Source organism: Streptomyces sp. NPDC088197, assembly GCF_044741185.1.
Taxonomy (GTDB): Bacteria; Actinomycetota; Actinomycetes; order Streptomycetales; family Streptomycetaceae; genus Actinacidiphila.
In genome coordinates this window covers 509,281-535,314 of record NZ_JBIUSD010000002.1, presented here as the reverse complement: position 1 = coordinate 535,314, position 26,034 = coordinate 509,281, and the positions used below count along the sequence as shown (strand labels likewise).

Sequence of the window (26,034 nt, the reverse complement as noted above, 5' to 3'; positions counted from 1 at the left end):
AGGGGGTACGGGCCCGAGGCCCGTACCCCCTTGTGGTCCCGCGTCGCGTCACAGTACCTTTGATAGAAAGGCCCTCGTGCGCTCGTGCTGCGGATTGCCCAGCACCTCCCGGGGATGACCCGACTCGACGACGACACCGTCGTCCATGAAGACCAGCGCGTCGCCCACCTCACGGGCGAACCCCATCTCGTGCGTGACCACGATCATCGTCATGCCGTCCTCGGCCAGCCCCCGCATCACGTCGAGGACGTCGCCGACCAGCTCCGGGTCGAGCGCCGACGTCGGCTCGTCGAACAGCATCAGCTTCGGCTCCATGGCCAGCGCCCGCGCGATGGCCACCCGCTGCTGCTGCCCGCCGGAGAGCTGCGACGGGTAGTTCGCCGCCTTGTCGCCGAGGCCGACCCGGTCGAGCAGCCGTACGGCGCGCTCCCGCGCCACCGCCTTGGGCTCCCGCTTGACCTGGACCGGACCCTCCATGACGTTCTCGATCGCCGTCATGTGCGGGAAGAGATTGAACCGCTGGAAGACCATCCCGATGTCCCGGCGCTTGGCCGCGACCTCGCGGTCCCGCAACTCGTGCAGCCGGTCGCCCTGCTGCCGGTAGCCGACCAGTTCGCCGTCGACCCACAGCCGCCCGGCGTTGATCTGTTCCAGGTGGTTGATGCACCGCAGGAAGGTGGACTTGCCGGAACCGGAGGGACCGATCAGACAGAACACCTCGCGGGGCGCGACCTCCAGGTCGATGCCCTTGAGAATGTGCGCGGCGCCGAACGACTTGTGGACGGCCTCCGACTTCACCATCGGCTGGACGCTCATCAGGCCACCTTCGGTCGGCGCAGGGTGGACAGGTTGGACATGACCTTCTGCCACGGCGTGAGCGGCAGACTCCGCAGCGAGCCACGCGCGTAACGCCGTTCCAGATAGAACTGGCCGACGCTGAACACGCTGGTCAGCACCAGGTACCAGACGGAGGCCACGAACAGCATCTCCATCACGGCGCCGGAGTCGGACCCGATGTCGGAGGTGGCGCGCAGCACTTCGGTGTACTGCACCACCGACACCAGCGAGGAGGTCTTCAGCATGTTGATGAACTCGTTGCCGGTCGGCGGGATGATCACGCGCATCGCCTGCGGCAGCACGATCCGCCGCATGGTCCTGCCGCCGGTCATGCCGAGCGCGTGCGCCGCCTCGGTCTGGCCCTCGTCCACCGACTGGATGCCGGCCCGCACGATCTCCGCCATGTACGCGCCCTCGTTGAGGCCGAGGCCCAGCAGGGCGGCCACGAAGGGGGTCATGACGGCGACGGTGTCGTTCTTGTAGATCGGCCCGAGGTTGATCACCGGGAAGATCAGCGACAGGTTGAACCACATCAGGAGCTGCACGTACACCGGGGTGCCCCGGAAGAACCAGATGTACAGCCAGGACACCGCCCCCGTCACCGGGTTCTTCGACAGCCGCATGACCGCGAAGAGCACGCCCAGCACCAGGCCGAGCGCCATCGAGCACACACTGATCAGGACGGTGTGCCACAGACCCTTGAGCACCTGCTGGTCGAAGACCTTGTCCCCGACCGTGCCCCAGATGACATCACCCTGCGAGAACGCGTAGACCAGCCACCCCAGCAGCACGACCACCACGACGGCGCTGACCCAGCGCCCGTAGTGCCGTACCGGGACCGCGCGGATGGCCTCGTACGGCGTGGCCGGCCGTGTGTCCTTCCGCAGCGGGTCCCGCGGCGCCCCGTCCCGCGGCGCCCCGTCCCGGGGCGGGGCGTCCTGCGGCGGGGTGTCGCCCGACGGTTTCTCGAAGGGGGTCGGTGTGCCCGATGCCACGTCAGGAACCGCCGTTGATCGCGGCCGACGCGATGGCGCCGCTGCTCGCGTTCCACTTCTGCAACACCTGCGCGTAGGTGCCGTCCGCGATGATCGCGTCCATGGCCGCCTTCAGCGCGTCCCTGAGCTGCGTGTTGTCCTTGCTGACCGCGATGCCGAACGGACCGGCGTCGGCGGGGGAGCCCGCGACCTCGAAGTCGTTGCCGTTGCCGGACTTCTGCGCGATGTACGCGGCCACCGGCGTGTCGTTGAGGTCGGCGACCGCGCCGCCCGCCTTCACCCGGGTCTGCGCCTCGGAGTCGGTGTCGAACTTCTGGATCGTCAGACCCTTGGAGCCGCACTCCTTCTTCTGGGCCTCGAACGCGTCGTCGTAGATCGTGCCGCGCTGGACGGCCACGGTCTGCCCGCACACGTCGGCCAGGGACTTGACGCCCTTCGGGTTGCCCTTCTTCACCAGCAGGGAGGAACCGGAGGTGTAGTAGTCGACGAAGTCGACGCCCTTGCCGATCTTCTTGCCCTTGTCGTCCAGACCGCCCTGGCGGGCCTTCGTGTCGCTCATAGCGGACATCACGATGTCCGAGCGGCCGGTGTAGATGGAGGTGATCAGGCCGTCGAACTTGCCGTTGGTGAACGTGAAGGTGACGCCGAGCTGCTTGGCCAGCGCGTCCGCGATGTCCGGGTCGATGCCGACGATCTTGCCGTTCTCGGTCTGCTCCATCGGCGCGTAGGAGGCGTCCGTGCCGACCTTGATCGTCTTGGAGTCCTGGTACTTCTGAGGCAGCTTCGAGAAGAGCGGGGCGACCGCCGAGGTCGCCGAGGACCCCGTCCCACTAGGGGTGACGGTGTTCGCGGGCTTGTCCTTCTTGGTCTGGTCGCCGCATCCGGTCAGTACCAGAGTGCCGGCGACCGCTATGGCGGCGACCGCGGTGAGACGAGTGAGAGCGGCCGAACGCCGGGTCGTACATGCGGTCATCGCTGTGTCCTCCTGCGGAAGTGAGGGGGTCGTGCAGTGGACATGGCACACGCCATCGAGTACCGCCACCGTGTGTGATCTGTGCATCTTGCCATCCGGACACCCCCGGGCAGGGTTCCCGTTGTGTCAAAATCGGATAACGGGCGATCCCCGGGCCTCCACCAGGCCGGCACACCAAGGCCGGACCACGCGGAGGCCATGCCGATCAATTCCCACTCGTCGCCGGAACCGACTTCCGGTAGAACGGGTCCTCACCCCTCATCCGGGGCCCATGGCGTGCGTGCGGCGCGCCTGGCGTCGGCCGTCACCTTGCTCACTCGTACCTGGTGACGCGGACGCCGAGCCCACCTCCACCCCCTTCGGGCGGAGTACCCTCATTCATCATTCAGACAAAGGGGTCAAAAAGTGGCAGCGGAGATCGTCAATCCCCGGACCGACGCGGACAGTACGGACAGCGCCGACAGTGCGGACGGCGCCGACCGTGCGGACGGCATGAGCGGTACGGACGACGCGTTCCCCATCGATCCGGTCTTCGCCCTGCACCGCGGCGGCAAGATGGAGGTCACCTCGACCGTGCCGGTCCGCGACGCCGACGACTTGTCGCTCGCGTACACACCCGGTGTCGCCGAGGTCTGCACCGCCATCGCGAACAAGCCGGAGCTGGTGCACGACTACACCTGGAAGTCCCAGGTCGTCGCGGTCGTCACCGACGGCACCGCGGTGCTGGGCCTGGGCGACATCGGCCCCGAGGCGTCCCTGCCGGTCATGGAGGGCAAGGCCATCCTCTTCAAGCAGTTCGGCGGCGTCGACGCCGTGCCGATCGCGCTGGCCTGCACCGACGTGGACGAGATCGTGGAGACCGTGGTCCGGCTCGCCCCGTCCTTCGGCGGCGTCAACCTGGAGGACATCTCCGCCCCCCGCTGCTTCGAGATCGAGCGCAAGCTCCAGGAGCGGCTGGACATCCCGGTCTTCCACGACGACCAGCACGGCACCGCCGTCGTCACCCTCGCCGCGCTGCGCAACTCCTGCACGCTCACCGGCCGTACCCTCGGCGACCTGCGCGCGGTCATCTCCGGCGCGGGCGCGGCCGGGGTCGCCATCGCCAAGATCCTCGTCGAGGCGGGCATCGGCGACGTCGCCGTCACCGACCGCAAGGGCATCGTGCACGCCGGACGCGACGACCTGAACCCGGTCAAGCGCGAGCTGGCCTCGTATACGAACAAGGCGGGTCTCACCGGGCCGTTGGAGGCCGCGCTGGACGGCGCCGACGTCTTCATCGGGGTCTCCGGCGGTACGGTCCCGGAGTCCGCGGTCGCCACGATGGCCCGTGGCGCGTTCGTCTTCGCGATGGCCAACCCCACGCCGGAGATCCACCCGGACGTCGCGCACAAGTACGCGGCGGTCGTGGCGACCGGGCGCAGCGACTTCCCGAACCAGATCAACAATGTGCTCGCCTTCCCCGGGATCTTCGCGGGCGCCCTCCAGGTGCGCGCCTCGGCCATCACCGAGGGGATGAAGATCGCCGCCGCCGAGGCGCTGGCCGCCGTCGTCGCCGACGAACTCTCGCCGCAGTGCGTCATCCCGTCGCCCTTCGACCCGCGGGTCGCCCCCGCCGTGACCGCGGCCGTCGCCGCCGCCGCGCGGGCGGAAGGGGTGGCGCGCCGCTGACCGCGGCCCGGGGTGCGCGGAGCGTCACATGCCGTGGCGGTTCCTCGGGCGCCGGGACCGACCGTAGGGTCGACGGCATGTATGCCGCATACGCCGCACGTATTGACGCCGACAAGCCGTTGAGCGGGTTGGAGTTGGGGGAGCGGCCGGAGCCGTCGGAGCGCCCCGGCTGGACCACCGTCACGGTCAAGGCCGCCTCGCTCAACCACCACGACCTGTGGTCGCTGCGCGGGGTGGGCCTCGGGCGGGAGAGCCTGCCGATGATCCTCGGCTGCGACGCCGCCGGGATCGACGAGGACGGCAACGAGGTGGTGCTGCACTCCGTGATCGGCCAGACCGGTCACGGGGTCGGCCCCACCGAGCGCCGCTCCATCCTCACCGAGCACTACCAGGGCACCTTCGCCGAACGGGTCTCCGTACCGGCCTGGAATGTGCTGCCCAAGCCGAAGGAACTCTCCTTCGAGGAGGCGGCCTGCCTGCCGACCGCGTGGCTGACCGCGTACCGCATGCTCTTCACCAACGCCGGGGTACGGCCGGGCGACGCGGTCCTCGTGCAGGGCGCGGGCGGCGGTGTCGCCACCGCCGCGATCGTGCTGGCCCGCGCCGCCGGGCTGCGGGTGCACGCCACCAGCCGGGACGCGGCCAAGCGGGAACGCGCGCTCGAACTGGGCGCGCACGCGGTGTACGAATCGGGCGCGCGGCTGCCGGAGCGGGTGGACGCCGTCATCGAGACCGTCGGGGCGGCGACCTGGTCGCACTCGGTCAAGTCGCTGCGGCCCGGCGGCACGCTCGTCATCTCCGGCGCCACCAGCGGGCAGAATCCGCCCGCCGCCGAGCTGAACCGGATCTTCTTCCTGGAGCTGAAGGTGGTCGGTTCGACCATGGGCTCCAAGGAGGAGCTGCGGGACCTGCTGGCCTTCTGCGCGGCCAGCGGCGTACGGCCGGTGATCGACTCCGTACTGCCGCTGGACCGCGCCCGCGAGGGCTTCGAACGGCTCGCCGCCGGGGAGCTGTTCGGGAAGGTCGTGCTGACCGTGTAAGCGGTCCGCGTTACGTGGGCGGGAGGTGCAGGGCCGCCGCGATGTGCGCCGCCGCGGCGGACAAGTGGCGCCTCACCTCGCGCAGTTGGGTGTCGTTGACGCCCAGGTCGCGGGCCGAGTCGCGGATGTCGTCGCGGAAGCGGTCCAGCAGGCGTTCGAGGTCGCGGAAGGGGTCGGCGGACGGCGGGGTGTCGTCGTCCGCGGGCTCGGGCGCTTCCGTGTCCGCGTCCGACGTCGCCGACGTGTCCCCTTCCCTCTCCGTCTCCTCCTCCGTCTCCTTCTCCGTCTCCTGGGCGGGCTCGGCCGTGGCGTCGGCCCAGACCGGGGGCGTACCGGGCGCGCCCCACGGCGTGGTCGGTACGTCCAGGCCCTTGCCGAACCGGCCCAGCTCCTTGGTGAGTTCGGCGAGACCGTCGCGCAGCCCCGCCTGCCAGTCGCCGGAGCGTACGTGCGACTGCACCTGCTCCTGGACCTGGCGGGCGATCCGCTCGACCTCCTCGCGCGCGGCCTTGGCCTGGCGGCGGGCGTCGCGCGCCTCCTCCTTGGCCCGGCGGCTCTCCTCCTTGGCGCGCGCGGCCTGCTCGCGCCACTCGTGCTTGGGCGACGGGGGCGTACGCGCCTCCTGCGCGGCGGCGCGCACCTCGCGGCGCAGATCACCGGCGGCGCCCCGGACGTCCTCGCGGATCTCGGCGGCCAGTGTGGAGACGGACTCGCGGATCTCCGCCTCCAGGCCCGCGATCTCGTCGGCGCGGTCGGACAGCTCGCCGCGGCCCGCGTCGGTGAGGGCGTAGACCTTGCGGCCGCCCTCGGTGGAGTGCGTGACCAGGCCCTCCTTCTCCAGTTTCGCCAGCCGCGGGTAGACGGTGCCCGCGGAGGGCGCGTACAGCCCCTGGAAACGCTCTTCCAGCAGCCGGATCACCTCGTAGCCGTGCCGGGGCGACTCGTCCAGCAGCTTGAGCAGGTAGAGCCGGAGTCGGCCGTGGGCGAAGACGGGCGCCATGTCAGATGTCCTTCCGGAACGAGGGCGCGTCCTCCAGCGGCGGCCTGCGCAGCAGGGCGATGGCGCCGGAGACGGTGGTGGCTCTCAGGCGCGCCCCGCCGGAACCGATCCGGCCGGTGATGCGCTTGGCCCCCCACTGCCCGGTGACGCGCAATTCGTCGAAGGCGCAGGAGACATGGCCGCTGGTGGTGTTGGCGTCGACCTCCGCGTCGCCCGGTTCCGGGATACGGATGGCGATCTCGCCGGAGACGCTGGTGAGCCGGACGTCCGCCCCCGCGGACGGATCGAGGTCGAGCACCATGTTGCCGCTCACGGAATCCGCTTTCACCTCGGCGCCGCTGCCCTCGACCACGGTGAGGTCACCGGAGACGGTGTTGATCCGCAGGCTGCCGGAGACGGACTGGGCCTCGACGCTACCCGCGACAGTGTTGGCCCGCACCGGGCCGCTGAGGCCGACGAGGGTCGTGTCCCCGTTGACCCCCTGGACGCTGGTCTCCCCGGCGATCCCGGAGATCACGGCGCCGGCGCCGACGACTCCCACTTCGACCTTGGTGTGCTGCGGGACGGCGAGCGTCACGACCGCGTGACGCTGCCAGCCCTTGGGGTCGAGCCACTTCAGGAAGCCCTTCCACGGCAGGTCGTCGTAGGTCACGGTGAGGGTGCCGCCGCGGTGGTACACCTTCAGCGGCGGGCCGTCGATCTCGGTGACCTCGACCCGTGCGGGGCCGTCGTCGGTGCCGACGACGTTCACGGCGCCGTTGACGATGCGCACGCAGAGGGTGTCGACGGGCTCCTCGAACACGAACTTTTCCGGCTCCGCCACGGTCCGGTCCGACGACATGCCGCTCATCGTGCCCCTCCTCGGGTGCGCCTTGGGACGCAACATATCGCGTCTCGTGCATTCACGATATATCGCGTGGCTCACAAGTCAAGTGGTGTCTTTTTTGCCCGCCCGCCCACCCGTGCGGGTGTTTTCTTCGTCTGCGGGTGCCGCTTGTGCCTGGGTCGGTGCCGGTCCGGGGTACCTCCTCGAAATGCGGCTACCTGGCCCCGCGTATCCGGCACCCTTCTTGTCACCGCATTTCTGCGGGGGCACCCCGGCCCGTCCCCTCCTCGCTCGTCGGCGTCCGCCTGCCGGTGGGGGTTGCCGGGAGGGGGTGGGTGGGCTGGGTGCGGAGGCGGCCGACGGTCCGCTGTGGTGCCGGGGCGGGGGTGGGTGGGGTCGGGTACGTCGGCGGCTGACGGTCCGCTGTGGTGGTGGTGGAGGGGGTGGGTGGGAGCCCGGGTCCTGCGCGCCCGACCTTCCGGCGGGGTGGGCGAAGGGGGGTGGGAGCCCGGGCCCTGCGCGCCCGACCGTCCGGCCGGGTGGGCGAAGGGGGGTGGGGGGAGTCTGGGCCCTGCGCGCCCCGGCCTTCCGGCGGGGTGGGCAGGGGCTTTGTTGGGCTCTTGGAGGAAGGGCCCGAGCATTCCGACTCACCGGGAGGGGCACCGGCGCAGGGCGGCACGCCGAAAGAACCCCCTCCCCCGGCAACCCCCACCGGCGGGCGGACGCCGACGTACCGGGAGGGGACGGGCCGGGGTGCCCCCGCAGAAATGCGGTGACAGGGACGGTGCCGGATGAGCAAAGAGCAGGTAGCCGCATTTCGAGGAGGTGCCCCGGACCGGCACCGACCAGGCACAAGCGGCACCCGCAGACGACAAAGCACCCGCACGGGTGGGCGGGCGGGAAAAGGCAAAGACCAAGGACCGAGCCGGAGGCTAGTCCTCGTCGTCGAGCCGCGCCAGCCACGTCGCCAACCGCTCGGTCGGGATCTCGAACTCAGGGTTCAGGTCCACGAATTCGCGCAAGCGCTCGGCCAGCCAGTCGAAAGAGACTTCCTCCTCGCCGCGCCGGGTGGCGAGCTCCTCGATGCCGCGGTCGGTGAAGTACAAGATCTGCTCCGGAACGGGGTGGGACGGTGGTGGACGGGGAAGAACGGGAGGGACGAGACGGGACGTACCCCGCAAGGATAGGGAGTATGTCCGAAGGTCCTCGCGCCGGTCCTGGCCGCGGGCTAGCCTTCGGAGACGATCAGTCACTGGGGGTGGGATGGGGGCGCAGACGGCTGCCGCCGCGGCACCGCGATTAGGGCGGGGCGCGCGATGACGGCGTTCGGCGGTCCCGGCGGGCTCGACGAGCCCGCCGACCCCGCCGAGATCCTGACCCCGCTGGTCAGCGAGGCGACCGTACGCGTTCACGGCCGGGAACCCGGCTACCCGCTGCGGGGCAGCGGCTTCTTCGTGGCGCCGAACTGGGTGCTCACCTGCGCGCACGTCGCGCTCGCCCAGAGCGGCGAGGGCGGCGGCAATGACGGCGGCGGCGGTGACGGCGGCGGCCCGGCCGGCCGCAAGGTCTCCGTCGGATACGGCGACCGCATGCTCAGCGGCGTCGTGGAGTGGGCGGAACCGGCGGGCCACACCGGCTCCGGCCGCTGGCCGTCCCCCGACCTCGCGCTGATCCGGCTGCTGGACAGCGTCGACCACCCCTGCGTCTGGCTCACCGAGCGCACCGCCAAGGGCTACACCACCAACCAGGTCGCGTACTTCGGCCACATCCCGATGGACGGCGAGGTCGTCGCGTACAACGGCCGCTGCTCCATCAGCGGCCAGCTCGGCAGCGGCGGACTGCTCAAGCTCGGCAATGAGGACGAGATGCCCAACGGCGTCTCGGGCGGCCCGGTCGTGGACCTCGTGCGCGGCGAGGTGATCGGGGTGCTGAAGGCGCGCCGTACCGGCCAGGACGGCGGACTCGCCATCGGCGTGCAGGAGTTGCGCAGGCTGCCCGCCACCGGCACCGCCGCCGACCTGTACCACCGCGTGATGACGGCGCACGACCTCTACCACGCCGACCGTTACGCCTTCGTCGGCGGCCAGGAGGTCACCTGGACCGACGCGCACGGCGAGATCGGCGCCGCCGCGGGCCGCGCCCTGACCCCGGGCCAGCGCACCGCACTGCTCGGGATGCTCGCCCAACTCCCGCCGCCCGCCAGCGCGAAGAGCCTCCAGGACATCGTCGGAGCGGTCCGCGGCAGCCCCGCGCAGGGCCTGCCGACCGCGCCGCGCGCCTGGCGGGACGGCCTGGGCCTGCTGTACGACCTGCGGCGCGGCACCAGCGAGTTGGAGGCGGTGCTGCGGTTCGCGGTGCAGGCCGCGACCGCCGACAGGACCCGCGCGGCGGACGAGGCGGCCGAACGCGTCCTGTGGCACTGGGCGCAGGACACCGCCGCCGACGCGATCGGTCTGACCCGGCTGTTCCGCAACACCCTGGTCACCGAGCGCAAGGCCCGGCTGCGCGCCCGCGGCACCCTGGTCACCGGCCTGACCGGCGACCTCGGCGCCGGACTCGGCGCGGACCCGGACGTCGGCCTCGGCGCCGACCTCGGCACCGGCTTCGGCGGCCCGGGCACGGACCTCGACGATCAGGGACCGGACAGCGGTACGACCGCGGACGCGGCCACCGCGACCGCGGCCGACGCGGGCCCCGGCGGCCGGCCGGACCGCCGTATCCGCCCCGAGGCCCTGCTGGAGATCATCCCGCGCGGCTGGGAGCCGGGCCGCCTCGACTGGCGGGTCTGCGTCGTGCCGGAGAACGGCGAAGTGGAGTGCGTCGAGGAGGACTTCCGCGGCACCGCGCTCGACGACCTGCCGGTCCGGCTGCGCGAGCCGCTGGACGAGGCGTTCCGCCGCTGCGACCAGCCCGGCTACCCGGCGCCGCTGCAACTGGCCGTCCCCGGCGCCCTGGTGGGCTTCCCCGTCGAGACCTGGCCGCTCGGCCCCGGCGGGCGCGCGCTCGGCGCCGTACGCCCGGTCGTGGTACGCCGCACCGACGCGCCGCCCGACGACGACCCGGCGGTGACCGAGGCCAGGCACGGCCGTTGGCACACCCTGCACCAACAGCGGCCGCGCGCCGACCTGTTCGACTGCGACGACGGTACGCCGGGCCCGCTCCCGGCCGACGACGAACTGCGCGACCGCGCGCGCGACACGCTGCCGGCGCTCTGCCGCAGCGCCGCGACCGCCCCCGAGGAGCTGCACCGCCTGGTGACCTCCGGCTACCCGGTCGCGGTGTGGCGCAGGGAACCGGTCGCCCCCGAGACGGCCTGCGGCGACTTCCACCGCGGCGTGAACCGTACGGTGCGCGCCGCGCGCACGGCCGCACGGCTGCCCCGCGCCCTCGCCGTCCTGCGCGCGGCGGTGGACGCGGGCGTGCCCGAGGCGTTCTGGTCGGTGGGAATCACCCTGCTCTACGACGATCCGACTCGCCCCCTACCGGGGACCGACGAGCTGTTGGAGACTCCATGAGGACGAGGTATCGAGGTGAGTGAGATGACCGACGCCACCCCCGCCGGCGAGTGGCTCATCTACCGGGGCACGGGAGAACCGCACACCGGCATCGACGGACTGCCAGAGCCGCCGCCCTGGCGGGACTTCGATGGCGGCCCACTGGTCCAGCAGGGCCCTGGGCCCGACAGTTCCTCCGCCCGCAGGCTCGGCGCGTACCGGCACATGGCCGAGATGCACCGGCCCAGCCCGGAGGAGCTGGAAATGGTCAACGCGGCGCTGTACCTGCGCCGTCCGCTGCTGGTCACCGGCAGCCCCGGCACCGGCAAGAGCACCCTCGCGCACGCGGTGGCGTACGAACTGGGCCTCGGCCGCGTGCTGCACTGGCCGATCGTCAGCCGCAGCGCGCTCCAGGACGGGCTGTACCGCTACGACGCGATCGCCCGCCTCCAGGACACCCAGATCGCGGCGAATTCCGGCACTGCCCCGCCCGGCGGCATCGGCAGCTACATCCGGCTCGGCCCGCTGGGCACCGCCCTGCTGCCGACCGCCAAGCCGCGGGTGCTGCTCATCGACGAGCTGGACAAGAGCGACATCGACCTGCCCAACGACCTGCTGAACGTGATGGAGGAGGGCGAGTTCGGCATCCCCGAGCTGGAGCGGCTGGCCGAACGCGAGCCGCAGGTCGAGGTGTTGACCGACGACGGCGCCAAGGTCTCGCTCCGTGAGGGCCGCATCCGCTGCCGGGCCTTCCCGTTCGTCATCCTCACCAGCAACGGCGAGCGCGACTTCCCGCCGCCGCTGCTGCGCCGCTGCATCCACCTGGAGCTGGGCCGCCCCGACCACAAGCGGCTGTCCACCGTGGTCCGCGCCCACCTCGGCGACGAGGCGGCGACCGTCGGCGACGACCTGGTGACCCGCTTCCTGGAACGGTCGCGCAGCGAACTCCTCGCCACCGACCAGCTGTTGAACGCGATCTTCCTCACCCATCACGCCGCGCCCCCCACCCGCAGCCGGTTGGCGGACATGCTCATCCAACGGCTCGACCGGCCCAGGTGAACCGGCCATGGCCACCCGGAGACCCGACCCGCAGGCCCCCGACCCGAGGACGCCCGACCCGAGGACACCACCCTCCGCAGACACCGACACCGACACCGCCACCGAGCGGCCCGACCCGCTCGCGTCCGTCGTCGGCGCCCTGACCGAGGCCGGACTCGACCCGGGACCCACCGAGTTGGCCGACGCGCTGTGGCTGGCCCGCTGGTCCCGCCCGACCTCCCCCGCGAGCGCCGCGGGGGAGGCCCGCGACCCCGGCGGCGCCGGTACGGGCAGCGGCGCGCACCACCCGGGACTGTCCGGCGTCACCGACCCCACCCCGCCCGGCGGCACCGTACTGCCGCGCAGCCTCACCGACCCGGACGACGACCGCCTCGTCCAGCTCTATCCGGGCGTCAGCGCCCCCGGCCGGGCGCGTACGGGACCGGCCGCCGCCGCGCTGTCGGTCGCCGTGCCCGAGGCGGCGACGCTGCCCCGGCTGCTCGAACTCCAGTCGGCGCTGCGGCCGTTGCAGCGCTACCGCAGCCCCGCGCGGCCGTTGCGCGAAGTGCTCGACGAGTCGGCCACCGCGGAGAACAGCGCGCGCGCCGCCGGACTGCTGCTGCCGGTCTTCCGGCCGGTGCTGCGCGGTGACGCCTCGATGCAACTGCTCATGGACGCCTCGTCCTCGATGTACGTGTGGGAGCGGATGCTCCGCGAGCTGAGCCAGGTCTTCGAACGGCTCGGCGCCTTCCACGAGGTGCAGGTCCGCTATCTGCACGCCACCCCGGACGGCGACCCCGCGGTCAGCGGGCGCTTCGACCCCGAGGCGGTCGGGATGCGCTCCGCCGAGCAGTTGAGCGACCCCACGGGCCGCCGGGTGACCCTGCTGGTCAGCGACTGTGCGGGGCCGCTGTGGCGGTCGGGGCAGGCGCACCGGCTGCTGCACCGGCTGGCCAGACACGGCCCGGTCGCCGTACTCCAGCCGCTCCCGGCCCGGTTGTGGGCCCGGACCCGGCTGCCCGTCTCGTACGGCGTGCTGCACCGCGGCGAAGGGCTGCTGCCCGCCTCGCCGCCGCGCTTCTCCTCGGGCACCGGCGGCTCCTCCCACTACGTGCCGGCCGCACCCGCGGGCGACGCGCTGCCGGTGCCCGTACTGCCGCCCACCGCCGAGGCGTTGGGCGCGTGGGCGCGGCTGCTGGCGGGCACGGGCGCGGCCCGCGTGCCCGCCGCCGTCGGCTGGGTGCGCTCCGACCAGCCCGCGACCCCGGCGCCCGTACGGCAGTCCCCGGTGCCGCCGGTCGCCCTGGTCGGCCGGTTCCGCTCGGCCGCCTCGCCCGCCGCCGCCCAGCTCGCCGTCTACCTCGCCGCCGCCCCGCTCTTCCTGCCCGTCATGCAGCTCGTCCAGCGCACGATGCTGCCCGACTCGGGGCCCGCCGAATTGTCCGAGGTGCTGCTCAGCGGCCTGCTCAAGCGCATATCGGGCGACGACGCGCGCGACCACCGCTGGTACGAATTCGCCGACGGCGTACGGGACGTGCTGCTCGGCCCGCTCGGCAGGGACGAGGCGCTGCTGGTGCTCAAGCACTGCTCGGAGTACGTCGAGCAGCGTTTCGGCAAGAGCGGCCCCAACTTCCCCGCGCTGGCCATCACGCAGCTCACCGAGGGGCCGGGGGACCGGCTCGCGGACGCCGCCGTCGCCACCGCGGCCCGCGCCACCGCGCTCGCCGAGCAGGCGTCGACCGTCGTCGCCGAGTCCCCGCAGCCCTTCGCGGAGGTCGCCGCCCGGGTGCTGGAGCGCTTCATGCCGCTGCCGGGGAACACCGGCCACGACCGGCTGGCCGTGGGAGCCGGTACGGGACTGCCGTCGTCCGCGGTGCAGCGGGCCCGGCAGTTGGTCGCGCGCTTCACCGAGGAGGGCATGGTCCAGAATCTGCTGGACGCGGTGCAGTTGCTGCGCCGCGCGGCGGACGAGGAGCGGGTGCGCGGCTCGGACCCCGACCTGTGGAGCGAGCTGGCGCAGAATCTCATCACGCTGTGGCGGCTGCGCGGCGGGGCCGCGCTGCTGCGCGAGGCCCAGGACGCGGCGGCGACGGCCGCGGCGCACCCGGGCTCGGTACCGGCCCGCGCGGTGCGCGCCCGCGTGTTCCAGGCCGCCGCGGACGAGCGGGCGGCGAACGGGGACACGCGGGGCGCGTTGGAGCTTCTGCGGCGCGCGGACCGGGAGTTCAGCGCGGTCTGCGCCGCCCCGGGACTCGACCCGCAGGACGTGCTCGGCGCCACCCTGGAGCGGGTCAGGGTGCTGGAGGACCAGTGGCAGCTCAGCGGCGACGCCGGGCTGCTCCAGGAGACCGTGGGGATGCTGGAGGCGTTCGCGGACTCCTGGCCGCTGTCCGACGCCCGCCCCAGCGCGCTGTCGCTCGCCCACGGCCGCGCCTTGCTGCGGCTGGCGGGCACGGCGGGGGAGCGGGAGCGTGAGCAGGTCTACGCACTCCAGGCCGCCGAGTACTTCGCCGCGGGACTGGACGCGCTGGAGCGCGAGGAGGCGGCCCTCGAAGCGCGGACCGCCGCGCTGCTGTCGCTGGTCGACGCCCATCTGCTGGTCGGCGGACGGCTGCCGGAGGCACAGCGGCTGGTCGACCGGGCGCTCGGCGAGACCCGCGACCGGCTGGCGCGGGCCTCGATCCTGCTGCGTGCGGGCCGGATCAGGGTCGCCCGGCACACCGAGGGCGGCCCGGCCGGTGAACTGGAGGCGGCGGCCGGGCGGTTCGCCGAGGCGTGCCGTCTGACCCCGCGCGACCGCCCCGAGTACAGCGAGATCGTCGCCGAATGGGGCGACGCGCTGCTCGGCCGCTCCGCGCTCCCCGGCGGCGAACTCTTCGTCAACCGGGCCGTGCAGGTCCTGCGGGACTGCCGGATGGAGACCCCGGAGAGCGACCCGAGGCTGTCCGGCAGGCTGCTGATGCTCGGCCGGGCCCTGGTGCTGCGCTACCGGGCGGAACAGGACCTGGTGGACCTGCGCGAGGCCGAGCACGTCCTGGGCCTGGCCGTGCAGCCCGCCGTGGACCCGGCGCAAGTGGCCCGGATCTGGTACGAGTTGGGCGAGTCGCACCGGCTGGGCTACGCGCACACCCAGCGCGTTGAGCGCCTCGACCAGGCGGCCGACGCCTACCGCCGCGCCGCGGAGGCCGCGGGCACGGCGGCCGACCGGTCGGCGGAACCCGGCCCCATGGTGCGGCTGTCGGCGCTGGCGCATCATTGGCGTGGCGTGGTCTACGAATTCGCCCGGCGCCCGCGGGCCGCCGCCGACGCCTACCGGGCCGCGCAGGCCGAATGGCGGCGGCTGCCGGACGACGGAGGGGACGGCGCCGCGGACGAGGAGGCACGGCAGCGGACCGCCGAACGGCTGGCGGCGCTGACACGGACGAACTGAGCCCGGGGCGACCGGCCCCGGTCCGGCCGCCTCGGACCGACCGGCCAGGACCCCGCGCGAATCCGGGCCGCGACAACTGCATCCCCCCACGAGCCACCACGGGACGAGAGCTGAGGCCGACGATGGACGACCGAGCGTACGGCGGGGCCGAGCGGCCCCCGGACGAACCCGCTCACCACGACGAGGCGTTACCCGAACGCGCCGTTCACGAAAGGGCTGTTGACGAGAGGGCGGTCGCCGAGCGGCCAGCCCCCGAGCGCGCGGTCCCCGAACGGCCAGCCCCCGAGCGGGCGGTCCCCGAGCGGGCACCTTCCGACCGGGACCTTCCCGAGGCGGTGTCGCCCGAGCACGCCCCCGCCTACCGGATTCCGGCGGACGCCGACATCGACCTGCTCGGCCTGGACCTGGAGTCGCTGCGCACCGTCGAACACCCGGTGCTGTCCGCCCTGGTGAGCGATCTGCGGGCGCGCGCGGCCGGTCCCGGCGGCGAGGCGCTGTGGGGCTTCGAGAGCGACCCCAGCGCGCCGGAGGCCACCGGCTGACGCCGCCCGGCGCACCGGGCACCGGCGCGCGCGACCACAGCCCACGTACCCCCGTATCGCGTGAACTCCTGACGGAACGCCGCTTTTGGCCGTGCTCCAGGGCGAATACGGCCAATTCCTTGCCGAGGTGTTTACTTCCGGCCGCCCAGCGGGAACAACCGCTGGGGCCGACGGGGCGGCCTGAGGTACACGGGGGAGGTGATGTGGTGCGTCATCCGGCCGACGACAGGCCGCGGACCGGCAGTACGGCGGCCGAAGGGGCCTTCCCCCTGCGGCAGTTCATCCTCAAGACGCACAGCCGCTGCAATCTGGCCTGCACCTACTGCTACCTCTACGCGGGCCCCGACCACGGCTGGCGGGACCGCCCCCGCGCCGCCCCCGACGCGGTGACCCGGCGCACCGCAGAACGCATCGCGGAACACGCCGCGACCCACCGTCTGCGCGATGTCGCCGTGGTGCTGCACGGCGGCGAACCGCTGCTCAACGGCGCCGACGCGCTCGCCGCCGACGTCGACCTGATCCGCCGCACCGTCCCCGCCGACTGCGCCGTGCACGCCAGCGTGCAGACCAACGGCACCCTGCTCACCGCCGACCGGCTGCGCGTCCTGCGTGACGCGCGTATACGCGTCGGCGTCAGCCTCGACGGCGGCCTGCCCGCCCACAACGCCGCGCGTGTCGACCACGCGGGCCGCCCGTCCTGGGCCGCCGCCTCCGCCGGGGTGCGGCTGCTCGCCGAGACCGCGCCCGAGGCGTACGGCGGACTGCTGTGCGTCGTCGACCTCGCCCACGACCCGGTCGAGGTGTACGAGTCGCTGCTCGCCTTCCGGCCGCCGCGGATGGACCTGCTGCTGCCGCACGGCAACTGGACCGCGCCGCCGCCGGGACTGCCCGCGTCCGCCGACGACCCGGCGCCGTACGGGAGTTGGCTCTCCGCCGTCTTCGACCGCTGGTGGGGCGCGGAGCGCCGGGAGACCAGGATTCGGCTGTTCGAGGAGTGCGTGGCGCTGCTGCTCGGCCTCCGGTCGCCCGTCGAACGGCTCGGGCTCCAGCCCTTCACCGCCGTCGTGATCGAGACCGACGGCAGCATCGAGCAGGTCGACTCGCTCAAGTCCGCGTACGAGGGGGCCGCCGCCACCGGGCTCGACGTCTTCCGCAACAGCTTCGACGACGCGCTCGCCCACCCCGGCGTCGCCGCCCGCCAGGCCGGGCTCGCCGCCCTCGCCGCCACCTGCCGCGCCTGCCCGCTGGTCACCGTCTGCGGCGGCGGCCACTACGTCCACCGCTACCGGGAGGGCTCCGGCTTCCGCAACCCGTCGGTCTACTGCGCCGACATGGCGCTGCTCATCCGGCACATCGCGCGCCGCCTCGCCGAGGCGGCGGCCCCGGCGCCCGCCGCGTCCCGCATACGGCGGGAGACGCCGTGACCACCGCCGCTGCGCCCGTGCTCGACGCGGTGCTGCCGGTGCTCGGCAGCACCGGCAGCGGGCCGGACTCGCTGGAGCTGCTGGTCAGCCACCAGCGCGGGCGGCGGCTGCTGGTGCTGCGCGCGCTGCTCGACGCCGTGCGGACCGCGCCCGCCGGGTCGCTGCCCGAGGGGACCGCCGAGCGCGTGCTGGGCGACTGGCGGCTGCTGGAGCGGGCCGAGCGCGCGGACCCGGCAGCCGCCCGCCGCGTCGTGCACTACCCGCTGACCGGCGCGTGGGCCGAGCGCAGCCTGCGGGCGCTCACCGTGGCGGGCCAGGCGCCGCGGGCCGCGGAGGCGCTGCCGCACCTGGGCGCGCTCGCCGCGTCCGCCGCCGCCCGCGCGGGCCTGCGCTTCAGCGCCGACGTACCGGTACGCGACGGCCTGTTGACGCTGCCGACGCTCGGCGGCTACCGGCTGCCGGCCGCGGGCCCCCCGCGCAAGCCCGGCGCCGCCGCGCCCCGGATGCGGGTCGACGGCGACGGCAACCGGCTCTGGCTGCGCCCCGAGGAGCGCACCCGCCACGCGGTCGAGGTGCGCAGGGGAACCGACGGCGTGTGGCGCTCGGCCGCCCCCGGCTGGCGCCCGATCCAGGCGCTGTGGCCGCAGGAGGACCGCCCCGACGGTCACCCGGTGCTGATCGACGACGCCGACCCGTACCGCGCGGAGGGCCGCCGCGCCAATCCGTACGGGCTGTCCGCCGCCGACCGGCTCGCCGACGAGGACCGGGCCAGATGGCGTACCGCCTGGCGCGAGGCCCAGCCCTGGCTGCGGCTCGGCGACGGCACCCGGGCCCGCGAAGTGGCCGCGCTGCTCGACTGCTTCGTGCCGCTGGACGGCGCCGCGTCCGCCCAGTACAGCGCCACCCTGGGCGACGCCTTCGGTGCGCTGCTCAGCAGTACGCCGATGGGCGGCCTGAAGATGGCCGCCGCGCTCGTCCACGAGTTGCAGCACACCAAGCTCCTCGCCCTGGCCGGCGTCACCGCGCTGCACACCGCGGACGACACCGCCCGCTACTGGGCCCCCTGGCGGCAGGACCCGCGCCCCTTCGACGGCGTCTTCCAGGGCGCGTACGCCCACCTCGCGCTCGCCGACTTCCACCTCGGCGTCGCACTGGCCGCCGCGGACCCCGCACAGCGTGACGCCGCGTGGGCCGCGCACTGCCGCTGCCGCCTCCAGGTCGAGGCCGTCCTGCCGCAGCTGCTCGGCTCCAACCGGCTGACCCCGCAGGGCCGCACCCTGGTCAACTCCATGGCGGCGTACCACACTCGGCTGGGACGGCACACGCCGCCGGAAGGCCACCTGGCGCGCGCCACGGCGTACGTCGAGACGGCCCGGGTCATCTGGCGGCGAAAGCGGGTCTGAACGGGCGTCTTTGGGCGCGCGAAACGGCATGACCGTACGTCAACGGGGGAGTAAAGCAGTGTAGTTTCTGGCGAAAGTCACCTGTGCCGTCGGGCGCACCTGGCTCACTGTCGATCCACTGACCCGCCAGAGCACTACGCGCGTATCACGAGGGAGTCGCACGCATGGCCGGAGGGCGTAACGCCGCCTCAGCAGCACGGGGGCCGGGAATCGTCACGATCAGTTACGCGGGCTACAACAGGGCCTGGGCGGCGTGGATCGCGAGCAGACTCGAACGGCACGGCCAGCAGGTGGCGCTGCAACGCTGGGACGCCGACCCCACGGACTCCATCGAGCGGATGTTACGTGACCTGCTGCTGTCCGAGGGCCGCGTGCTGATCGTGCTCAGCGAGTGGTACTTCCGGCTCGGCCCGCGCACCCACGAGGAGTGGAACGTGGCGCTGCGCGCGGTCGTCCCCGACCACAGCGAGCGCTTCGCCGCGGTCTCCGTCACCCCGGCCGCGCTGCCCAGCGCCGTCGCCTCACTCGGCGCCGCCGACCTGTGGGGCCTGGGCGCGGCCGAGGCCGAGCGGCGACTGCTCGGCAGGCTCGGCATCACCCCCTCCCGCGCCTCCTCCAGCGACACCCTCAGCGGCTCCGGCGGCCCGCGCTTCCCGCTGGAACAGCCCGACGTCTGGGGCGGTGTCCCGCGCCGCAACACCCGCTTCACCGGCCGCGAGGAGCTCCTCGGCGACCTGCACAACCACTTCACCCAGGCCGAGCCCGGCGCGGGCGTCGCCACCCTGCACGGCCTGTCCGGGGTCGGCAAGACCCACATCGCGACCGAGTACGTCTACCGCTTCGGCCCGGAGTACGACGTCGTGTGGTGGGTGCGCGCCAGCGAGCGCGGCACCCTGCGCGAGAAGCTGGCGGGCCTGGCGCCCGCGCTCGGCCTGGTCACCGGCCGCGAGTACGGCGAACGGCTGCGCGCGGTACGCGACGCGCTGCGCCGGGGCGAGCCCTACTTCCGCTGGCTGGTGGTCCTCGACGGCGCCGACCAGCCCGAGGACATCCACGACCTGGTGCCCACCGGGCCCGGCCACGTACTGATCACCTCGCAGAACCGCGAGTGGGCCGAGCACAACAGCGCCCTGATCGAAGTGCCCGTCTACAGCAGGGCGGAGAGCGTCGCCTTCGTACGGCGGCGCGCGCCGCGGCTGGACGACGCCGACGCCGACAAGCTGGCCGACGCCCTCGGCGACCTCGCGCTGGCCCTGGACCAGAACGCGGGCGCGCTCAACGACTCGTCCATGCCGGTGGACGACTACATCGAGCTGCTGCGGCACGGCGCGGACGTCGAACCCGGCCTCAAGGTCGCCGCCGACTTCCAGATGACGTACTACACCGCCTTCTCGATACTGCTCAACCGGCTCCGCGAGGACAAGCCGGAGGCCGTCGACCTGCTGCGGCTGTGCGTCTTCTTCGCGCCGGGGCCGATCCCGGTCCGGCTGCTGCGCGACCTGCCCGTGCGCGACCTGCCGGAACAGCTCACCGGGCTGATGGAAGACCCGCTGCTGTGGAACTCGGCGATCAGCAAGCTCGCCCAGTGGGCCGTCGTGCAGTCCGACCCGCCGGAGGCCGAGGACGACGAGGCCGCGGGCAGCGCCGAGGTCGTCCAGATGCACCGGCTGGTCTACCAGGCGGTGCGGGCTGACATGCCCGCCGCCGAGCAGAACCTGTACTCCCAGGTGGTCCGCAAGATCCTGGCCGCCGCCGACCCCGGCCGCCCCACCGACACCCGGCTGTGGCCGCGCTACGCCGAGATCGTCCCGCACCTGGAGGCGTCCGGCGCGCTGCGCAGCACCAACCCCGACATCCAGCTCATGATCGTCAACTGCCTGCGCTACCTGCACCTGTCGGGCGAGTACCGGGCCGGACTGCGGCTCGCCGAGGCCACGGCCAAGCACTGGCCCGAGCTGCTGGAGCCCGGTCACCCGCGGCTGTGGGACCTGGTGAACAACCGGGCCAACATGATGCGCGCCATGGGCGACTACGTCGCCACCGAGGCCCTGGACCGCGACGCCTTCGAGACCCTGCGCGCCGACCGCGGCGAACAGGACCTGCTGACCCTGCGCGCCGCCAACGGTCTCGCCGCGGACCTGCGCAACCTCGGCCGCTACGACGAGGGCCTGGAGACGGCCCGGTTCGTCGAGCGCGGCTACGCCCGACTCGTCGGGGAGCAGGACCCCCGCACCCTGCTCGCCAAGAACAACCTGGCCGTCACCTACCGGCTGCTCGGCCGCTACCAGGAAGCCCTCGACCTCGACGGCGAGATCCTGGAGGCGCGCCGCGAACTGCTGCGCGCCCGCAACATCGTCACGCTCTCCTCGGAGAACTCCTACGCGTACGACCTGCGGCTGCTCGGCCGCTACGACCAGGCCACCTCGGTGCAGGAGCGCAACGCCGAGACCCACCGCACCGTGCTGGGCGCCGACAACCCCCAGACGCTGCGCGCCGAGCACAATCTGGCGCAGTGCTACTACCGGGCGGGCGACCGGCCGCGTGCCGCCCATCTGATGGGCCGGCTGCTGGAGCGCTGCGAGCGGGTGCTAGGCAGCACCGACCCGCTGTCGCTGCGGGTCGCGGTCACGTATTCCAGTTTCGAGCGGGAGCACGGCGACCTCGACCGGGCCAGGGAGCTGTCGGAGTTCGTACTGCGGCACTACCGCTGGCAGTTCAACGCCCGGCACGCGTTCGTCGCCGGCGCGCTCGCCAACCACGGCCTGCTGCTGCGGGCGGCCGGCGAGCGGCAGCAGTCGCAGATCGAGATCGAGGACGCGCTGACCGGCATGTCCCGCGCGGTCGGCGACGACCACCCGTGGACGCTGGGCTGCGCGCTCAACGCCAGCGGCGCCCGCAACTTCGCGGGCGACCCGGAGAGCGCGGCCGAACTCTCCCGCGCCACCGCCGAGCGGGCCACCGCCCGGCTCGGCAAGGACCACCCGCTGACGCTGTCCTGCCGGATCGCGCTCGCCACCGACCTGCGCAACATGCGCAAGCGGCAGGAGGCCGACAAGATCGAGGAGGAGGCGCTGGCCGCGCTCTCGGCCACCCTCGGCCCGCAGCACCCGCACACGGTGACGGCCCGCTCCCGCACCCGCCCCTACTGGGACTTCGAGCCCATCAGCTCCTAGGGCGTGTCCGTAAAGTCTCGTCTGGCTGGCGGCGCCTGGCACGCGCCCCGCGCGAACGGCCGCCGGCCCCGTACCCCTTGAGAGGGTGCGGGGCCGGCGGCCGTTCGCGACGGGCGGGAGGTCAGATCGAGAAGACCTCTTCGATCAACTGCTGCTGCTGCTCCTGGTGCCGCTTGGCGGAGCCCACCGCGGGCGAGGACGACGCCGGGCGGGACACCCGGCGGAGCCGGTCCGCGTTGTCCGGGGCCGCGCCGAGCAGCAGGTCCAGGTGGTCGATCAGATTGAGCGCGATGAACGGCCACGCGCCCTGGTTCGCGGGCTCGTCCTGCGCCCACACGAACTTCTGCGCCTTGGTGTACGGCGCGATGGCCGCCTGGATCTCCACACCCGGCAGCGGGTACAGCCGCTCGATGCGGATGAAGGCCACGTCGGTCGCCCCGCGCCGCTCCCGCTCGGCGATCAGGTCGTAGTAGACCTTGCCGGAGCAGAAGACGACCTTGCGGACCGCCTCGGGCTGCACCGAGGTGTCGCCCATCACCGGCTGGAACTGCCCGGTGGTGAAGTCCTCGGCCTTCGACGCCGCCGCCTTCAGCCGGAGCATCGACTTCGGGGTGAAGACGATCAGCGGCTTGTGGTGCGGGTTGTGCACCTGCCAGCGCAGCAGGTGGAAGTAGTTGGCCGGGGTGGTCGGGGTGGCGACCGTCATGTTGTTCTGCGCGCAGAGCTGGAGGAAGCGCTCGATCCGGGCCGAGGAGTGGTCCGGGCCCTGGCCCTCGTAGCCGTGCGGCAGCAGCAGGGTGACGCCGGACGTCTGGCCCCACTTCTGCTCGGCCGCGGTGATGTACTCGTCCACCACGGTCTGGGCGCCGTTGACGAAGTCGCCGAACTGCGCCTCCCACAGCACCAGCGCCTCGGGCCTGGCCAGCGAGTAGCCGTACTCGAAGCCCATCGCCGCGTACTCGCTGAGCAGCGAGTCGTAGACGTTGTAACGGGCCTGGTCCTCGGACAGGTACAGCAGCGGGGTGAAGTCCTCGCCGGTCTCCCGGTCGATCAGCACCGCGTGCCGCTGGCCGAAGGTGCCGCGCCGCGAGTCCTGGCCCGCGAGCCGGACCGGCGTGCCCTCCAGGAGCAGCGAACCGATCGCCAGCGTCTCGCCCATGCCCCAGTCGATCGTGCCGTCCTCGACCATCGCCGCGCGGCGCTGGAGCTGCGGCAGCAGCCGCGGGTGGACGGTGACGTGCTCGGGGATGTTGACCTGCGACTCGGCGATCCGCTTGACGACCTCGGCGGAGACCGCCGTGGGCATCGCGACCGGGAACTCCGGCTGCACGGGCGTCTCGTGGCTCGCGGGCGGCGCGGACGCCGCCTCGCGGACCTCGGTGAAGACCTTCTCCAACTGCCCCTGGTAGTCCTGGAGCGCCTGCTCCGCCTCTTCCAGGGTGATGTCGCCGCGGCCGATCAGCGACTCGGTGTAGAGCTTGCGCACCGAGCGCTTCTTGTCGATCAGGTCGTACATCAGCGGCTGGGTGAACGCCGGGTTGTCCGACTCGTTGTGCCCGCGGCGGCGGTAGCAGATCAGGTCGATCACGACGTCCTTGTTGAACGCCTGCCGGAACTCGAAGGCCAGCCGCGCCACGCGGACCACGGCCTCCGGGTCGTCGCCGTTGACGTGGAAGATCGGCGCCTCGATCATCCGGGCCACGTCGGTGCAGTACATCGACGAGCGCGCGGACTCCGGGGCGGCGGTGAAGCCGACCTGGTTGTTGATCACCACGTGCACGGTGCCGCCGGTGCGGTAGCCGCGCAGTTGCGACATGTTGAGCGTCTCCGCGACGACGCCCTGGCCCGCGAAGGCCGCGTCGCCGTGCAGCGCGATCGGCAGCACCGTGAAGTCGGTGCCCGCCTTGTTGATGATGTCCTGCTTGGCGCGGGCGATGCCCTCGATGACCGGGTCGACCGTCTCCAGGTGCGAGGGGTTCGCGGCCAGCGAGACGGTGATCTGCTCGCCGTCGAGACCGGTGAAGGTGCCCTCGGCGCCCAGGTGGTACTTCACGTCGCCGGAGCCGTGCATCGACTTCGGGTCGAGGTTGCCCTCGAACTCGCGGAAGATCTGCGCGTACGACTTGCCGACGATGTTCGCCAGCACATTGAGCCGCCCGCGGTGGGCCATGCCGATCACGGCCTCGTCCAGCCGCGACTCGGCCGCCGCGTCGATGACCGCGTCGAGCAGCGGGATGACGGACTCGCCGCCCTCCAGCGAGAAGCGCTTCTGGCCGACGTACTTCGTCTGGAGGAAGGTCTCGAACGCCTCGGCCGCGTTGAGCCTGCGCAGGATGCGGAGCTGCTCCTCGCGCTCGGGCTTGGCGTGCGGGCGCTCGATCCGGTCCTGGATCCACTTGCGCTGCTTGGGGTCCTGGATGTGCATGAACTCGACGCCGACGGTGCGGCAGTACGAGTCGCGCAGCACCCCGAGGATGTCGCGCAGCTTCATCAGTGACTTCCCCGCGAAGCCACCGACCGCGAACTCGCGCTCCAGGTCCCACAGGGTCAGTCCGTGCTCCAGCACGTCCAGGTCGGGGTGCTTGCGCTGGCGGTACTCCAGCGGGTCGGTGTCGGCCATGACGTGGCCCCGGACCCGGTAGGAGTGGATCAGCTCGAAGACCCGCGCGGCCTTGGTGACGTCGTCGTCGTGCGCGGTGTCGATGTCGGTGCGCCAGCGGACCGGCTCGTACGGGATGCGCAGCGCGGCGAAGATGTCGTCGAAGAAGTCGTTCTCGCCGAGCAGGAGCTGGTTCATGATCCGCAGGAACTCGCCGGAGGCGGCGCCCTGGATCACCCGGTGGTCGTACGTGCTGGTCAGCGTCATGACCTTGGAGATGCCCAGCTTGTTCAGGGTGTCCTGCGAGGTGCCCTGGAACTCGGCCGGGTAGTCCATCGAGCCGACGCCGAGGATCATGCTCTGGCCGGGCATCAGCCGCGGCACGGAGTGCACGGTGCCCAGGCCGCCGGGGTTGGTCAGCGATGCGGTGACGCCGGTGAAGTCGTCCATCGTCAGCTTGCCGTTGCGGGCGCGGCGGACGATGTCCTCGTAGGCCTGCCAGAACTCGAAGAAGTTCAGCGTCTCGGCCTTCTTGATGGCCGCGACGACGAGCTGGCGGTCGCCGTTGGGCTTCACCAGGTCGATGGCCAGACCCAGGTTGACGTGGTCGGGCTTGACCAGCGTCGGCTTGCCGTCCTTCTCCGCGAAGGAGTGGTTCATCGCCGGCATCGCCTTGAGCGCCTGCACCATCGCGTACCCGATCAGGTGCGTGAAGGAGACCTTGCCGCCGCGGGCGCGCTTGAGGTGGTTGTTGATGACGATGCGGTTGTCGAACAGCAGCTTCACCGGGATGGCGCGGACCGAGGTGGCGGTCGGCAGCTCCAGCGAGGCGTTCATGTTCTTGGCGACCGCGGCGGCCGGGCCGCGCAGCGTCACGTACTCGGTGCCCTGGGGCTCCGGCGCGGGGGCGGCCTGCCGGGGCGCCGCCTGCTTCGGGGCGGGCGCGGGCGCGGGAGCGGCCGGAGCCGCCGGTGCCTGGGCCGCAGGCGCCGGGACGGGCGCGGGGGCCGCCGCGGGCGCCACGGGGGCGGCAGGCGCGGCGGGGGAGGCCACGGGGGTGCCGTTGGCGACCGGCTGCGCGGGAGCGGGAGGGGCGGCGGGCGCCGGGGCGTCCGTCGCGCCCGCGGGGACCGGCTGCGCGGCGCCTACGGCGCTGCCCTCGTCGGGGGACGTCGCGCGAGCGGCGGCGCCGGAGGCGCCGCCCTGGCCGGGGGCGGCCGCCGAATCGGCGGAGCCGTCCGGCTTGTAGTCGGCGAAGAAGTCCCACCAGGCTCGGTCTACCGAGTCCCGATCCTGGAGGTACTGCTGGTAGATCTCATCGACCAGCCACTCATTGGGGCCGAAGCCCGCTGCGGGGCCTTCGCCCTGCGCTTCGTGGTCGGTCGAGACACTAGAGCTATTGGGGGACTGTGACGACACGGCGGCAACCGCCCTCTTCCGCTTCACAAGATGGTGGACAGCGGAAATAAAGGCTACGCCTACTGGAGGGGTCGATGCAGGCCCGGGGCCCTTACGTCGCGCATGTCACACCCGAAGACTGGTTTCAGTGCTGTTCCTGGCGGGAAATTGATCCCTCTTGGGGGTCGTTCGAT

At 72.7% G+C, this 26,034-nt stretch carries 16 protein-coding genes; 9 read left to right on the top strand and 7 right to left on the bottom strand.

Annotated elements, in window-relative coordinates; translation table 11 throughout:
- Window positions 1-48: 48 nt before the first annotated feature.
- From ACIOC1_RS07020 to ACIOC1_RS07010, 3 genes are all read right to left on the bottom strand, one after another.
- Window positions 49-816: an amino acid ABC transporter ATP-binding protein gene (locus ACIOC1_RS07020; RefSeq protein ID WP_355347265.1), complete on the bottom strand. Its 768-nt coding sequence runs from the start codon at window positions 814-816 to the stop codon at window positions 49-51.
- Window positions 816-1,724 carry an amino acid ABC transporter permease gene (locus ACIOC1_RS07015; protein ID WP_355347404.1) on the bottom strand — a complete coding sequence of 303 codons (909 nt, stop codon included), beginning with the start codon at window positions 1,722-1,724 and terminating at the stop codon, window positions 816-818. Before ACIOC1_RS07015 ends, ACIOC1_RS07020 begins: the two co-directional genes overlap by 1 nt.
- A gap of 109 nt (window positions 1,725-1,833) precedes the next feature.
- Window positions 1,834-2,805 carry an ABC transporter substrate-binding protein gene (locus ACIOC1_RS07010; protein ID WP_355347262.1) on the bottom strand — a complete coding sequence of 324 codons (972 nt, stop codon included), beginning with the start codon at window positions 2,803-2,805 and terminating at the stop codon, window positions 1,834-1,836.
- A 492-nt stretch (window positions 2,806-3,297) separates the two neighbouring features.
- Between ACIOC1_RS07010 and ACIOC1_RS07005 the strand changes: the two genes are divergently transcribed.
- Together ACIOC1_RS07005 and ACIOC1_RS07000 are read left to right on the top strand one after the other, a co-directional pair.
- Entirely contained in the window at window positions 3,298-4,473 is a 1,176-nt protein-coding gene (locus ACIOC1_RS07005; RefSeq protein ID WP_401852774.1) for an NADP-dependent malic enzyme, read from the top strand.
- 77 nt (window positions 4,474-4,550) lie between these two features.
- A complete protein-coding gene (locus ACIOC1_RS07000; RefSeq protein WP_391122423.1) occupies window positions 4,551-5,513 on the top strand; it encodes a zinc-binding dehydrogenase in 963 nt (320 codons plus the stop codon).
- 10 nt (window positions 5,514-5,523) lie between these two features.
- Here the strand turns inward: ACIOC1_RS07000 and ACIOC1_RS06995 are convergent, their stop codons facing one another.
- The 3 genes from ACIOC1_RS06995 to ACIOC1_RS06985 form a co-directional block, all read right to left on the bottom strand.
- A complete protein-coding gene (locus tag ACIOC1_RS06995; RefSeq protein WP_401852457.1) occupies window positions 5,524-6,513 on the bottom strand; it encodes a helix-turn-helix transcriptional regulator in 990 nt (329 codons plus the stop codon).
- A 1-nt stretch (window position 6,514) separates the two neighbouring features.
- Window positions 6,515-7,363, bottom strand: coding sequence for a DUF4097 family beta strand repeat-containing protein (locus tag ACIOC1_RS06990; protein WP_391161595.1), 849 nt, complete (start codon window positions 7,361-7,363; stop codon window positions 6,515-6,517).
- A 908-nt stretch (window positions 7,364-8,271) separates the two neighbouring features.
- A complete protein-coding gene (locus tag ACIOC1_RS06985) occupies window positions 8,272-8,445 on the bottom strand; it encodes a DUF6104 family protein (protein ID WP_355347247.1) in 174 nt (57 codons plus the stop codon).
- 210 nt (window positions 8,446-8,655) lie between these two features.
- Between ACIOC1_RS06985 and ACIOC1_RS06980 the strand changes: the two genes are divergently transcribed.
- The 7 genes from ACIOC1_RS06980 (at window position 8,656) to fxsT (ending at window position 21,843) form a co-directional block, all read left to right on the top strand.
- Complete coding sequence (locus tag ACIOC1_RS06980) at window positions 8,656-10,854, top strand: serine protease (RefSeq protein ID WP_401852454.1); 2,199 nt, start codon at window positions 8,656-8,658, stop codon at window positions 10,852-10,854.
- 24 nt (window positions 10,855-10,878) lie between these two features.
- The gene (locus ACIOC1_RS06975; RefSeq protein WP_401852451.1) at window positions 10,879-11,892 is read left to right on the top strand and encodes an AAA family ATPase; all 1,014 of its coding nucleotides are present in this window, start codon (window positions 10,879-10,881) and stop codon (window positions 11,890-11,892) included.
- A gap of 7 nt (window positions 11,893-11,899) precedes the next feature.
- On the top strand, window positions 11,900-15,301 hold the full coding sequence (locus ACIOC1_RS06970) for an SAV_2336 N-terminal domain-related protein (RefSeq protein ID WP_401852448.1): 3,402 nt from the start codon (window positions 11,900-11,902) through the stop codon (window positions 15,299-15,301).
- Between the two features lie 122 nt (window positions 15,302-15,423).
- Window positions 15,424-15,843, top strand: coding sequence for an FxSxx-COOH cyclophane-containing RiPP peptide (gene fxsA, locus ACIOC1_RS06965; protein WP_401852445.1), 420 nt, complete (start codon window positions 15,424-15,426; stop codon window positions 15,841-15,843).
- Window positions 15,844-16,049: 206 nt separating this feature from the next.
- Window positions 16,050-17,267 (top strand): FxsB family cyclophane-forming radical SAM/SPASM peptide maturase, encoded by a 1,218-nt coding sequence (locus tag ACIOC1_RS06960; RefSeq protein ID WP_401852772.1) that lies wholly within the window; start codon window positions 16,050-16,052, stop codon window positions 17,265-17,267.
- Window positions 17,264-18,670, top strand: a complete 1,407-nt coding sequence (locus tag ACIOC1_RS06955) for an aKG-HExxH-type peptide beta-hydroxylase (protein WP_355347235.1) — start codon at window positions 17,264-17,266, stop codon at window positions 18,668-18,670. The genes ACIOC1_RS06960 and ACIOC1_RS06955 overlap by 4 nt, the downstream gene beginning before the upstream one ends.
- 164 nt (window positions 18,671-18,834) lie before the next feature.
- Entirely contained in the window at window positions 18,835-21,843 is a 3,009-nt protein-coding gene (gene fxsT / locus ACIOC1_RS06950) for an FxSxx-COOH system tetratricopeptide repeat protein (protein ID WP_355347232.1), read from the top strand.
- A gap of 121 nt (window positions 21,844-21,964) precedes the next feature.
- On the opposite strand, the gene ACIOC1_RS06945 is transcribed toward fxsT, so the two are convergent.
- Entirely contained in the window at window positions 21,965-25,861 is a 3,897-nt protein-coding gene (locus tag ACIOC1_RS06945; protein ID WP_391044415.1) for a multifunctional oxoglutarate decarboxylase/oxoglutarate dehydrogenase thiamine pyrophosphate-binding subunit/dihydrolipoyllysine-residue succinyltransferase subunit, read from the bottom strand.
- Between the last annotated feature and the right edge of the window lie 173 nt (window positions 25,862-26,034).